The sequence below is a fragment of the Paenibacillus sp. LRG-1 genome, from assembly GCF_057220305.1.
This window is the reverse complement of record NZ_CM170126.1, coordinates 4,547,177-4,560,313: the sequence shown is the minus strand read 5'-3', so window position 1 is coordinate 4,560,313 and position 13,137 is coordinate 4,547,177. Positions and strand designations below refer to the sequence as shown.

Annotated in this window: 13 protein-coding genes; 11 read left to right on the top strand and 2 right to left on the bottom strand. The window is 45.9% G+C overall.

All coding sequences use genetic code 11. From position 1 onward, the window contains the following. The first annotated feature begins 30 nt into the window (after positions 1-30). The 7 genes from ruvC to yajC all read left to right on the top strand — a co-directional run bounded on the left by ruvC (position 31) and on the right by yajC (position 7,091). Positions 31-534, top strand: a complete 504-nt coding sequence (ruvC, locus tag ACUUJN_RS20085) for a crossover junction endodeoxyribonuclease RuvC (RefSeq protein WP_013311580.1) — start codon at positions 31-33, stop codon at positions 532-534. Further along, the gene (ruvA, locus tag ACUUJN_RS20080; protein WP_484668862.1) at positions 531-1,145 is read left to right on the top strand and encodes a Holliday junction branch migration protein RuvA; all 615 of its coding nucleotides are present in this window, start codon (positions 531-533) and stop codon (positions 1,143-1,145) included. Before ruvC ends, ruvA begins: the two co-directional genes overlap by 4 nt. A gap of 50 nt (positions 1,146-1,195) precedes the next feature. Continuing rightward, entirely contained in the window at positions 1,196-2,203 is a 1,008-nt protein-coding gene (ruvB, locus tag ACUUJN_RS20075) for a Holliday junction branch migration DNA helicase RuvB (RefSeq protein WP_484668861.1), read from the top strand. 228 nt (positions 2,204-2,431) lie between these two features. After that, entirely contained in the window at positions 2,432-4,525 is a 2,094-nt protein-coding gene (locus ACUUJN_RS20070; protein WP_484668860.1) for a SpoIID/LytB domain-containing protein, read from the top strand. Positions 4,526-4,532: 7 nt separating this feature from the next. Then, positions 4,533-5,561, top strand: a complete 1,029-nt coding sequence (gene queA, locus ACUUJN_RS20065) for a tRNA preQ1(34) S-adenosylmethionine ribosyltransferase-isomerase QueA (RefSeq protein ID WP_028542424.1) — start codon at positions 4,533-4,535, stop codon at positions 5,559-5,561. A 20-nt stretch (positions 5,562-5,581) separates the two neighbouring features. Beyond that, positions 5,582-6,721 (top strand): tRNA guanosine(34) transglycosylase Tgt, encoded by a 1,140-nt coding sequence (gene tgt / locus ACUUJN_RS20060; RefSeq protein ID WP_013311575.1) that lies wholly within the window; start codon positions 5,582-5,584, stop codon positions 6,719-6,721. A gap of 34 nt (positions 6,722-6,755) precedes the next feature. Then, positions 6,756-7,091 (top strand): preprotein translocase subunit YajC, encoded by a 336-nt coding sequence (gene yajC / locus ACUUJN_RS20055; RefSeq protein ID WP_023989934.1) that lies wholly within the window; start codon positions 6,756-6,758, stop codon positions 7,089-7,091. Between the two features lie 88 nt (positions 7,092-7,179). Here the strand turns inward: yajC and ACUUJN_RS20050 are convergent, their stop codons facing one another. Next, positions 7,180-7,569 carry a TIGR04086 family membrane protein gene (locus tag ACUUJN_RS20050; protein WP_023989933.1) on the bottom strand — a complete coding sequence of 130 codons (390 nt, stop codon included), beginning with the start codon at positions 7,567-7,569 and terminating at the stop codon, positions 7,180-7,182. Between the two features lie 206 nt (positions 7,570-7,775). On the opposite strand from ACUUJN_RS20050, the gene ACUUJN_RS20045 reads away from it, so the two are divergent. After that, positions 7,776-8,552 (top strand): YetF domain-containing protein, encoded by a 777-nt coding sequence (locus ACUUJN_RS20045; RefSeq protein WP_025720234.1) that lies wholly within the window; start codon positions 7,776-7,778, stop codon positions 8,550-8,552. A gap of 5 nt (positions 8,553-8,557) precedes the next feature. On the opposite strand, the gene spoVB is transcribed toward ACUUJN_RS20045, so the two are convergent. Continuing rightward, on the bottom strand, positions 8,558-10,132 hold the full coding sequence (gene spoVB / locus ACUUJN_RS20040; protein WP_071558356.1) for a stage V sporulation protein B: 1,575 nt from the start codon (positions 10,130-10,132) through the stop codon (positions 8,558-8,560). A 307-nt stretch (positions 10,133-10,439) separates the two neighbouring features. On the opposite strand from spoVB, the gene ACUUJN_RS20035 reads away from it, so the two are divergent. The 3 genes from ACUUJN_RS20035 (at position 10,440) to secF (ending at position 12,951) form a co-directional block, all read left to right on the top strand. Continuing rightward, entirely contained in the window at positions 10,440-10,697 is a 258-nt protein-coding gene (locus ACUUJN_RS20035; protein ID WP_013311570.1) for a post-transcriptional regulator, read from the top strand. A gap of 90 nt (positions 10,698-10,787) precedes the next feature. Next, a complete protein-coding gene (gene secD / locus ACUUJN_RS20030) occupies positions 10,788-12,044 on the top strand; it encodes a protein translocase subunit SecD (protein ID WP_023989930.1) in 1,257 nt (418 codons plus the stop codon). Continuing rightward, positions 12,034-12,951, top strand: a complete 918-nt coding sequence (gene secF, locus ACUUJN_RS20025) for a protein translocase subunit SecF (protein ID WP_484668859.1) — start codon at positions 12,034-12,036, stop codon at positions 12,949-12,951. Before secD ends, secF begins: the two co-directional genes overlap by 11 nt. Positions 12,952-13,137 lie beyond the last annotated feature (186 nt).

Genomic DNA, 13,137 nt, shown 5'->3' with positions numbered 1-13,137 from the left:
CCATGTTTGAGCGATAGGGGAGAGATTTTTTTGCGTTTTTTAGGAATTGATCCGGGCATTGCCATTGTGGGCTTCGGATTTGTAGACAAGATTGGCAGCAAGGTAGTTCCTGTACAGTATGGCTGCATCCAGACGGAGGCCCATACACCGGAAGAAGAAAGGCTGCTTCATGTGTATGAAGGCATGTTGCAATTAATAGATAAATATAAGCCTGATGCGGTAGCACTGGAAAAGCTCTTTTTTAATCGCAACGTTACAACCGCTATGTCTGTAAGTCAGGCACGTGGGGTGCTGGTACTAGCTGCAAAACAACGTAATTTGCCTATAGGTGAATACACGCCGATGCAGGTAAAGCAGGCTATTGTAGGGTATGGTAAGGCTGAGAAGAAACAGGTACAAGAAATGGTTAGAATGTTTCTAAAGCTTCAAGTTGTGCCCAAACCGGACGATGTAGCGGATGCTTTGGCGGTGGCTATTTGTCATGCGCATTCTTATGGACTAAATTCAAAATTAAATGAGGTATTGCGAAAATGATAGATTTCTTGCGTGGTTCTGTGGCCCATTTGGAAAATGAATATGTCGTTTTAGATGTGCAGGGTGTAGGGTACCGGGTATTTTGTCCGAATCCTTACGAGTTCGCCAAAACTGAAGGTTCAGTGGTCATTTACATTCACCATCATGTAAGGGAAGATGCTATTTTACTGTTCGGTTTTGCGACCCGTGAGGAGCAGCAGCTGTTCCGTAAACTGATTGATGTATCTGGTATTGGACCGCGTGTTGCGCTTGGTATTTTAGGAGGCGGTACGCCTGCTCATGTGGTAACGGCGATTTATCAGGAGAATATCACATTTCTCACCAAGTTACCGGGGATCGGTAAAAAAACGGCACAACGTATGATTCTGGATTTGAAAGATAAGCTCGACGGTATTGGCTCGTTGGGGATGGCAACCGGATTGTTTGCTGAGCCTGTCGTAGAAGAAGGCGAAGGTTCATATTGGGGCGAGGCCCGTGAGGCGCTCAAGGCGCTGGGTTACACTGATGCTGAGTTGGATAAGGTATGGAGCAGAATGAAGAAAGATGCGAAACCTGATGAATCTGCTGATATTTTGATGAAGCGGGCTTTGCAACTGTTGTTTGCCGGATAGGACGCTGATGTCCGTTAACAAATGTCTGGTGAAAAGAGGAGCGATGGAATATGGATGACCGGATTATTTCCGCCAATTTGATGATGGAAGACCAGACGGCGGAGCTAAGCCTTCGCCCCCGTTATCTAAATGAATATATCGGGCAAAATCAGGTTAAGGAAAATCTGAAAGTATATATTGAAGCGGCCAAAATGCGTAAAGAAGCGTTGGACCATGTACTGTTGTACGGACCGCCGGGGTTGGGTAAAACAACTCTTGCTAACATTATCGCCAATGAGTTGGGGGTTAATATGCGTACAACTTCAGGTCCTGCAATTGAAAGACCGGGAGATTTGGCAGCATTGCTGACCAATCTTCAAGAGGGTGATGTTTTGTTCATTGATGAGATTCATCGCCTTCATCGTACGGTGGAAGAAGTCATGTATCCTGCAATGGAGGATTTTGCGCTGGACATTATGATTGGTAAAGGCCCGAGTGCACGCTCGGTCCGTCTGGATTTGCCACCCTTTACCCTTATAGGGGCCACTACGCGCGCTGGGCTGCTCTCTGCGCCATTGCGTGATCGGTTTGGTGTTATTAGTCGATTAGAGTTTTATACGACAGACGAGCTGGCTTACATCGTGTCCAGGAACGCGGATATTATGGAGATTGAAATTGTCGGGGATGCGGCAGAGGAAATCGCATTGCGTTCACGGGGGACACCGCGTATTGCCAACCGACTGTTAAAAAGGGTGCGTGATTTTGCCCAGGTTGCTGGAGACGGTATTATTCATTCTGAGTTAGCTGCAGAGGCGCTAAAGAGGCTTCAAATAGATCCACTCGGACTTGATGAAATTGATCATAAAATGCTTAAGGCCATGATTCATTCATTCCGGGGCGGGCCTGTAGGATTGGACACAATTGCTGCAACCATTGGTGAGGAGAGCCAGACAATTGAGGATGTATACGAGCCCTATTTGTTACAAATTGGCCTTTTACAAAGAACGCCTCGGGGGCGAACAGTGACTCCGGCGGCATATGGCCACCTTGGAATCCCAATGCCAACGGATCCACGGTGATTAGGAAACATGATGCACTTTTAAAAAAATCATTGCATGGTTACACGCAAGTATGGTGAATACGATATCGGCTGACGGATGATTGAGGGAAGTGAGAATGTAAGTAAGATTCGAGCGGGTTCATATTTTGGTTTATTCCGCCGATGTATCTAAAGGGACAGACAAGGGTCGAGATCCCGATAAATTACGCAATATAAGTGCTAGACAGCTAGATTGGGGGAGCCAGAAATGAGTGGAGAAGCATTTAACCGAAAAAGTATTTTCGGTGCATGGATGGGCCGGGCCAAACGAGCAGCAGCGATTATGGTATCAGCTACAGTGTGCATACCTTGGTCTTCGGGCGTTCACGCTGCTGCCGCCCAAGAGGATATTCGTGTAGTGATTTTTGCGGATCTAGGTAGCAAATATAAAGCGACAGTTCCCGCTGTAACCTTGAAATCATCAGGAGGTCTGAGTGTTGGACAGAACAGTGGAGGCAGTTTTCAAACTTGGATGGGACTGCCAGACAGTACGGTTCGTTTTAGTGTAGACAGCTATCGGGTGAAGGTACTTGAAGGAAATGAAGCAGCGGCGATAAAAGCGGCCCAAGCCCTGCAAAAGACTAATGATAAACCTACGGTTTTTATCGGTTCAAAAAATGGTAGCTCTGTGTATCAAGTGTACGCGGGAATATATGCTAGTGAACAGTCTGCGCAGGCTGCTGTACAGCGGATTTCCTCCGCAACCGGAGCGCAGCCCGAGGTTAAGGGAAACAAGCATTGGTCCACAGGAAGCTACGGAAGCGAGCAGGAAGCTAATCTCGTTCGAACGACAATTGCTGCGGCGGGCTTTGATGCTTTTACTGTGATTCAATCAAGAGGCCAGTATGCTGTATGGGTTGGAGAAGAAAGTAATGACAGCAAGCTGTCGGCTTTGAAAACAGAACTGGAGAGCAAGCAGCCGAGACTCACGCTGTCTAAAGTTAATGCTACTCAAACCGGCCTCATTATAAGACAGGAAGCAGGAGTTACGACTGGCTCGCAGGTGATGTCTCATTACATGCTAAGTGGTTCTGATAATAGCAAGGTAATTGTTAACGGCGGTAATAATGGAATACAAGTGGTCGAAAGATCCCAGCGTACATATCGCGGCGAGATGGAGATCGGCATGACGTCAGGCCAGCTGGCGCTTGTGAACGAAGTTCCTTTGGAGCAGTATTTGTATTCTGTGGTAGGAGCGGAGGTCTATTCCTCATGGCCAGATGAAGCGCTCAAGGCTCAAGCGGTAGCGGCTCGTAGCTACGCGCTTGCCCAAGGCAATCGGTTTCAGATCGGCAATGTAGTAGATGGCACGTTAAGCCAGGCTTACAACGGTAAGAGCTCGGAACATGCCAATGTCAATGAGGCTGTAGATGCAACAGCTGGTGAAGTCATTAAAAGTGGCGGCAAAGTGGTCGAAGCTGTATTCTCATCTAATGCGGGCGGTGTGACAGCAGATGCTTCCGAGGTGTGGAACAGTGGTGGCGAAGCCTTTGCCAGCGTAGACAGCTCGGGGGATACCTCGGCACAAAAAGGAGCACAGGAATGGTATCATGTACTTCTCTCCAGTGGCAAAACAGGTTATATTCGTGAGGATAATGCTAAGGAACTGGAGGGTGTCACAGAAGCGGGGTTAGACAAAATCACCGTCACTGCGGAAAATACAAATGTGCGTCCTATTCCCCAAATCCAATCGACAGTTACACCAATAGCCAAGGCGCAGCCGGGCGAAGAGATAATTGTATTAGAAAAGGTGCCTCAGTCCGGAGACTATGCATGGGTGCGGGGGCCCTTTACGTCAGCTCAGCTTGCTAAATCCCTGCAAGGGAAAGTCACGGGCACAGTGCCTTCCTCTATTAATCACCTTGATGTCACCAAACGTGGTCCATCAGGGCGAGTGTTGGAGGTTGAAGCGGACGGATCCCCTTTGAAAGTGAAATATCCAGATATGTTTCGCTCAGCGATGGGCGGACTCCCAAGCACACTGTTTGATATTGCGAGTACCGGAAGTTATACTGTATTAGGCGCTGATGGGGCTACTTCTCATGTAAGTGGTACACAAGGCACTCAAATCCTGTCCGCATCTGGCAGTAGTACTTCAAGTGGTAACGGGGTGATCGTCATGAATGAAGATCGTCATGCACGGGTCATTGACAAAACACAAAGCTTTATTTTTACAGGTAAAGGAAATGGTCATGGTTTGGGCTTATCCCAATGGGGTGCCAACGGTTTGGCCGAGCAGGGGTATGATTACAAGAAAATTTTGCAACACTATTACAAAAATGTGGATATAGTTAAGGACTGACCAATATATGAATGTAAACGACTACGATTTTGAACTGCCTGAAACATTAATTGCACAGACACCTTTGCTTGATCGGAGTGCTTCCAGATTACTGACGTTAAACAAAAATAATGGTGAAGTGGGTCATCATACGTTTTCGGATATTGTGCAGTATCTTCAACCAGGGGATACGCTGGTGTTAAACGATACGAGAGTGATTCCTGCACGCTTGTTTGGCATCAAGGAAGACACGGGAGCTAAGGCTGAGGTTTTGCTGCTTAAGCAACTGCAAGGGGATCGATGGGAAGCACTGGTGAAACCCGGTAAAAAGCTGAAAAAGGGTGCTGTTATCGTTTTCGGTGATGAGCTGAAAGCAGTAATTGAGGAAGAAGGAGATATGGGCGGAAGGGTACTTTCATTTTCATATGACGGTATTTTCCAGGAGATCTTGGACCGTCTGGGGCAGATGCCGCTTCCGCCGTATATCAAGGAACAACTGGATGACCGCGAGCGTTATCAGACAGTTTATGCTCGGCATGAAGGTTCTGCTGCGGCTCCAACGGCAGGGCTGCACTTTACAGAAGAATTGCTGGACCAGATTAAAAAGAAGGGCGTTACCGTTGCCTTTATCACACTTCATGTTGGCTTAGGGACGTTCAGACCGATGTCTGTGGATACGATTGAAGAACATGTGATGCATGAAGAATACTATTCATTGTCACAGGAAACAGCGGATGTACTCAATGAAACCAAGGCGCGCGGCGGAAGAGTCGTGGCGGTGGGGACGACCAGTTGCCGAACGCTGGAAACGGTGGGCAATAAATTCCTAGATGGAGTATTAGAGGCCAGTAGTGGCTGGACACAGATTTTTATTTATCCAGGCTATGAATTCCGTGTGGTGGATGCGATGATTACGAATTTTCATTTGCCTAAATCCACCTTGGTTATGCTGGTCAGCGCACTGGCGGGCAGGGAGAATATTATGCATGCTTACCAGGAGGCGATTGACCGACAATATCGGTTTTTCAGCTTCGGGGACGCAATGTTCATTTATTAATTAAGGATGGTAGAGAAAATATGGCACCAGCAATAAGATACGAACATATTAAAACCTGCAAGCAATCGGGAGCCCGTCTTGGGCGTGTACACACACCTCATGGAGTTATTGAGACACCAACCTTTATGCCTGTGGGAACTCAAGCTACTGTTAAAACGATGAGTCCTGAGGAACTGAAAGCGATGGATGCTCAAATTATTTTGAGTAACACGTACCATTTGTTTCTTCGTCCTGGCCACGATATTATTCGTGAAGCAGGTGGACTACACAAGTTTATGAATTGGGATCGCCCTATTTTAACGGACAGCGGTGGATTCCAGGTGTTTTCCTTAAGTGAAATGCGCAAGATTTCAGAGGAGGGTGTTCATTTTCGCTCTCATTTAAATGGAGATAAGAAGTTTCTTTCGCCTGAAGTGGCGATGGAAATACAAAACTCGCTTGGCTCAGATATTATGATGGCCTTCGATGAATGCCCGCCATTTCCGGCTGAATATGAGTATGTGAAAAAGTCACTGGAACGTACCAGCCGTTGGGCTGAGCGTTGTTTGGAGGCACACGCGCGTCCTCATGATCAAGGGCTGTTTGCCATTGTTCAAGGAGGCATGCATGAAGATCTGCGTAAGCAAAGCGCTGCGGATTTGACTTCCATGGATTTCCCGGGGTATGCTATTGGTGGACTGAGCGTAGGTGAACCGAAGCATTTGATGTATGAAGTGCTAGATTACACGCTGCCTCTGCTTCCCACCAACAAGCCAAGATATTTGATGGGTGTAGGTTCTCCAGATGCCTTGATTGAAGGCGCTATCCGTGGTGTGGATATGTTTGATTGTGTACTTCCAACGCGAATTGCTCGCAACGGGACAACGATGACCAGCCAAGGTCGTCTTGTCGTTCGCAATGCCCAATATGCAAGTGATTTTGGCCCGCTCGATCCCGCTTGTGATTGTTATACCTGTCGCAATTATTCACGTGCTTACTTGCGGCATTTGATTAAAGCGGATGAAACCTTCGGGCTCCGACTGACAACGTATCATAACTTGCATTTCTTAATACAATTGATGCGTAATGTCAGACAAGCGATTATGGATGACAGGCTGCTTGATTTCCGAGATGAATTTTTTGAGCAGTACGGTCTTCATGATAATGATAAAGGCTTTTAAGTTTTAGGGAGAGTATACGAAAGGGGGATTTAACATGTTTCATTTTGCTACAGCCGCTACTGCACCCGGTGGAACTGGCGGACTTTTTCAAATGATCTGGCCACTGGCTCTGATGTTTGTAATCTTCTATTTCTTGCTGATTCGCCCGAATCAGAAAAAACAAAAGCAGCGTCAAACGATGCTTCAAGCTTTGAAAAAGGGAGATAAAGTAATTACGATCGGAGGTCTTCACGGTACAATTGTGGAGATTACGGATGATGTAGTAGTTTTGCGTGTGAATGATGTCACGAAGCTGACCTTTGACCGCAGTGCAATTAGTAATGCGATTGCAAAAGACACGGCATCTGAGGAAGTTGTTTCCAAATCGTAAAATGCTTCTGACCGTTATGCAAAAACCGAGCCTTTGAGGAGGCTCGGTTTTTTTGTGTTGTTTTATTACATGGATACAAACATTTTGATTACTTGCTGAGATTAATGCCAAACATCCCACCACCTGCACCTATGACAAACGCGAAAGCTAAGTGTAACAGGTCCTTGCCGTTCATGCCCGCATCCAATGCCAGAAAACCGACCAGAAGAACGATTAGTCCATACAGGATGCCTGTAATACCGCCTTGATACCAGCCTTTGTTTGTGGATCTTTTACCGGCGACGAAGCCGCCAGATAGCATGGCGAATGCGTGGACGATATACGTATACAATGATAAGTCCTGTTCCTGCATCTGTGTCAGCCACAAGAGTAGTGAAAGAATCAATGCGCCAAGCAGCATCCATGCAAAAGCATAAAATAAGCCGGATAAAATGGGATGGGCCAGACGAAACGAACACCAGCGGCGAATGAGCTCCATGGATAATTCCTCCTGTACCAAGGTTTGAACTATTATCATTCTATGGCCAAGCCTCCCTGCTTAGTACCAAGTCGCAAGCAGTCTTTCTCTTTATTTCAATAATTTAGCCTTTTGTTTTTTGTATGAGCCAAGTGAGGAACGGTCAGAATACGTGTACAATGAACGACTAATGTCTTATTGCAAGTACAGGGGAGGAGGCGAACATATTGAGTCACGATATTTTTGCTCATATTTTTCGGACGCTGCTCATGTATTTTATTGTATATCTGGTGATGCGCTTGATGGGTAAAAGGGAGATCGGCAAATTGTCTGTTTTCGATCTCGTCATATCGATTATGATTGCAGAAATTGCTGTATTCAGCCTGGAGGATATAAAACGTCCACTTTATGAAGGGCTGATTCCTTTAGGAGTGCTGTTAATTTTGCAAATCGGGATTTCATTTTTTAGTCTGAAAAGTCGGCGACTGCGCTTACTATTTGATGGTAGGCCCAGTGTATTGTACTCCAATGGACAATTAAACAAGGACGAAATGGTGAAACAACGTTACAATTTAGATGACTTGCTGTTACAACTTCGTGAACAAAATATAGAAAGTCTGGACGAAGTCGAATATGTTATTTTGGAAACGACAGGTAAGCTAACGGTTATAGGTAAGGATGATAACGATGGAGTGGAACACGGAAAAATGAAGCAAGAATTAAACGGAACAGATTTGATAAACAAAGAGCAACAGGTGAATAAGGTCCATCCTTCTCCACAAATCGGTGGAAAGTTTAGATATGAGGGACTGCCTATTCCATTAATCATGGATGGCAAGGTGCTGGATCGAAATTTGGAACGGATGGATATGAACCGTTTTTGGCTTAAAAATCAGATTCAAGCAAAGGGACACAAAGATTTTAAGGATGTTTTTTTATGCTCGGTTAACCATAGAGGTGATGTGTATATTACACCACCGGCCTATGGAAAATCTTCGGATTAGATTTCCTATGCTTTAAACCATCTTCTCAGGATTGGAATGCGTGTAAGGTTGTCCCAATCAATCATTTTGATCAAGGTCATTAGGAAAAGGTACAGTATAATTCCCAAACCTGCGGCAAAAATAAACTGAAGCCACATTTGGTTGAACATCGTTAGATGTCTGTAGGTATATAATACTGCTGCTGCCATGATGATCATACCTATCCCGGTCTTCCAGAAATCGAGCAAACGTACGCGGAAGCGAAGCAGTCTGCTGACACTGAAGCCATGAAGGAGTGTAACAATGGCACTGTTAATACAAATGGCGATGACAGCTCCGTAGATACCGTACTGAGGTTGGGAAGCAAGCCAGACGATTAGCGCAATTTTGATAACGGCTCCGATAAAGGTATTTAATAAGGCACTTCCAGGACGGTCTAATGCCTGAAGTGCTGCCTGAAGCGGGGCCTGAATGTACATAAAAAGAGCAAAAGGTGCCATGAGCTTCAGCATGCCTGCAATATCGCCATTATTATAGAGTAGCAGACACAGAGGTTCTGCCAAAACATACATGATTACGGCAAAGGGGGCTCCTGCAACCAAAGCGAGCCGAAGCGATTGATGTAGACGTTTGTGAATGGCTGTAATATGCCCCTTGGCTGCTGCTTCGGATAACGAAGGAACGAGTGAAACTGCTAGCGAACTGGTAAGAACCCCAGGTAGTAATAATACAGGAATGACCATGCCCTGCATGGCTCCATATTGTGCGGTTGCCACGCCAGTTGCAATGCCTGCTACGGCGAGGCTACGCATGCACAAGATAGATTCAAGCAAATAGGATAAGGAACCAACAAGCCTTCCAGCAGTAACGGGAATGGATATAGACATAAGACGTGACAAAACGGATGATTGCTCGGGTTGAACCTCAGAGGAGGGGATAGGCGACTTTGGCTGAAGGATGCGATCTTTTCGATGGTTACACACGTATTGCCATAGCAGCACAATCATGCCAATGAATTCGCCCGCCAGAGCACCGAGCATGGCACCTGCAGCAGCGTAGGCTACCCCATGGGGAAGTAACAAGTAAGCAAACCAAATGACACAAAAAATGCGCATAACGGTCTCCGCAATGGAGGAGGTGGCAGAAGGAATCATATTTTGCTTTCCCTGAAAATAGCCCCTATAAGCTGAGGAAACAGCTACAATGACTATCATTGGGCTCATGCTCACGAATGTATAATACACGCGGCTGTCGGTCAGGAGATGGCTTGTGATCCAAGGCGCGAACACAAGACAGAGCACCATGGCGATCAGACTGAGTGTAATGGTGAAGCGCAGGCTGGTGTGCAAAATACGCCGCGACATTTCGGGCTGTCCCGCCGTTTCGGCTTCGGCTACTAGCTTGGCTACCGCAAGAGGGATTCCCCCTGTAATAAGCGTCACCAGAACGATAAAAAAGGGATACCCCTGTTGGTACAAGCCAACTCCTTCGGGGCCGATGATACGCGGGAGTGCGATTCGGGGAATAAAACCTAGTATCCGGTTGATAATTCCTGCTGCCAATAAAATAATTGCTCCATGGATGAATGTCTGCTTTTTCAATCGCAACTCCCTCTTCCCCAAAATGTAATTCTGCGTCTATACATTACTTTAGAAGATATGCTGGACCTGTCCATCTTCATGACAAGCTTTTCCGTTCAGAAACAAAGTGATTTAGACAACAAGAGGGAGAGTGGTGAATTCTGCTATTGACGAGCGAAATGAATGCATATATTGTTGATTTAAGGCTATTTTCAACGAAAAGAAGGGTTTTCCAGGATCAGGACAGAAATGTTCTACAAAGCAGTCAATAACCCCGCTAATTGCTGATCTGCGGAACCGGTAGTCGCTGGGAGGAGGAACGGCCATCGTGGGTATGGAAGAGCTGGATGAGCAGGATTGGGATGACGCAATTGAGATGCTCTGTCAAAGTAAGGCGGACGAGTTGATTCTCGTAGGCTATGAGCATGTCACAAGTAAGGACGTGTGGAATTGCGTCAGCCATAAATATGAAAAGGAGGGTATCCCTCCGCTGCACAAGCTCGTTAACGATATACTTTCCCTTAAAGCGACGAGCTTTATGAACTATTTGACTATGTCCGCATTACGGGGCTCCACTTTCGAATAGAAGGGGGTCTTTTTTTGCGTTCAAATTGACTGCTTTTTGAGGGGTAGCTATAATAGGAATATTGAGAATGAAAGGGGAACATGGGACGGAATGAAGAGAATTCTAAGTTTCATCGTGGTCGTGCTCATAACTACTGGTGTTATGATCGGGACAAGCCCGGGCCTACTGAACAGTTTAAAATTAGGCCTCGATTTAAAGGGAGGCTTTGAGATTTTATATGAAGCCCAGCCTTTGGAAGCCGGGCAGAGTGTAACCAGACAGTCTCTTATACAAACAGCTCAAAGTCTGGAGAGACGGATTAATGCGCTCGGTACGACTGAGCCGGAAGTAACAACAGAGGGAAGCAACCGAATTCGCGTGCGGCTTGCTGGTGTCACTAATGAGGCAGAAGTCCGCTCCATGCTGAAAAAGCCTGCAGAATTAACGTTCCGCAGTGCAACGGCAGCAGATGCTAAAAAGCCAGGCCAATACAGCAAAATTGAGCTCCGCGGTAATGATTTTGTGGAGAATGGCGCTGTTGTAGGCTATGACCAGCTGAATCAACCTGAGATTAGTATCAAAGTGAAGGACAAAGCTAAATTTGCAGAAATCACAAAGCGACTTCTGAATAAAGAATTAGCTATTTTCCTGGATCAGGAATTGCTGTCTGCACCTACAGTACGTGGGGAATTAACGGACGGTAGCGCGTCAATCACAGGTAGCTACACTCGTGATGAAGCGAATAAACTGGCGGATACGATTAATCTGGGTGCCCTTCCGCTCAAACTGACGGAAAAATATTCTCAGAGTGTAGGTGCTACGCTGGGTCAATTGTCACTGGATCAGACGATTCGTGCTGGGTTGATCGGCTCAATCATTATTCTGGTATTTATGATTGCGATGTTCCGTATACCAGGATTAGTGGCCAGTTTTTGTCTCATCGTTCATACTTGGCTGGTGCTTGCGATCTTCTACTTGGGTGGATTCGTGCTCACGCTCCCAGGTATCGCCGCCTTCGTGCTCGGGATCGGGATGGCAGTCGATGCCAATATTATTACGTATGAACGGATTAAAGAAGAAATCAAGACGGGCAAAACGATTCGTTCTTCCGTTATCGCAGGTAGTAAGGCTTCGTTCCGTACCGTTATGGATGCCAATATTACGACAATTATAGCGGCAGCGGTTATGTTTGGTCTCGGAACAGGCTCCGTTAGAGGTTTCGCTCTGGTGCTTATCGTTGATATTGTCACCAGTATCTTGACGAATATCTTCTTCTCCCGCTTCTTGCTCAATCTGCTGGTTAAAGCGGATGCTGTGAAGAAGCCCAAGTATTTTGGTGTGAAGGAGAGTGATATTAGTGCGCTTTAATTGGGACTATAAATATATCAAGATGAGCAAGTGGTTTTACACGTTCTCGATTATTATCACACTGCTTGGTATTCTGAGCTTGTCGATATTCGGCTTGAATTACGGGGTAGACTTTCGTTCCGGTTCCAATGTGGATGTCAATTTGACTAAAGTCGTTACGCAGGAACAGATTCAAACTTTGCTGGACAAGCAGAAGATCGGTAAAGAGGTGGATTATACACCGGGAAAAGAGCGTTTCGGCATTCGCTTCTCACAGGTTTTGACGGATCAGCAAGTGAATGACTTTAAGACTTCCTTTAATAAAGAGCTTGATCCAAAGGCTTCCTTTGAGGTCAATACAGTAGATACGGAAATGGCACAAGAACTGGAGCGGAATGCAATATGGGCGATTTTGCTAGCATGTGTAGCCATCGCGGTCTATATTTCGATCCGGTTTGAATGGCGGTTTGCCATTGCAGCCATCGTTTCGTTGTTGCATGATGCCTTCCTCGTTATCAGTATTTTCTCGATTTTCCGGCTTGAGGTGGATTTGACCTTTATTACGGCAATTCTAACGATTGTTGGTTTCTCCATTAATGACACCGTCGTTATTTTTGACCGTATTCGGGAAAATCTACGATTTGCGAAGAAGAAGTCCAGAGACGACTTAGAGCAGGTAGTTGATCACAGTATTGCGCAGACAATGACTCGTTCACTTGCAACCGTGTTTACGGTGTTTATTGCCTCCGTATGTTTGTTCATATTTGGCGGCGAATCGATCCGTATGTTCTCACTTGCAATGGTCATTGGTTTGTTATTTGGTGCTTATTCCTCCATTTTCATTGCCAGCCCGCTGTGGGTGGCATTGAAAGGAAAACAAAAATCCCCGACAACTGGCGGGGGCGCGGTCAAAACTGCAAAGTCTTAAGTTACGCAAATACCAGTAGTATAAATTAAAGAGAAAGCCGCGTCTGCTTGGGCGCGGTTTTCTAAGGTTTTGAGATTTACCTTGAGTAAGGCACAGTAGTGGCACTTAAATGTGAATGGTTTTTGGTTTTGAGAAATTCGGTTATTTTAGAATGAGCTTTATTGGGAAAGGGTTAGTTCAGGATTG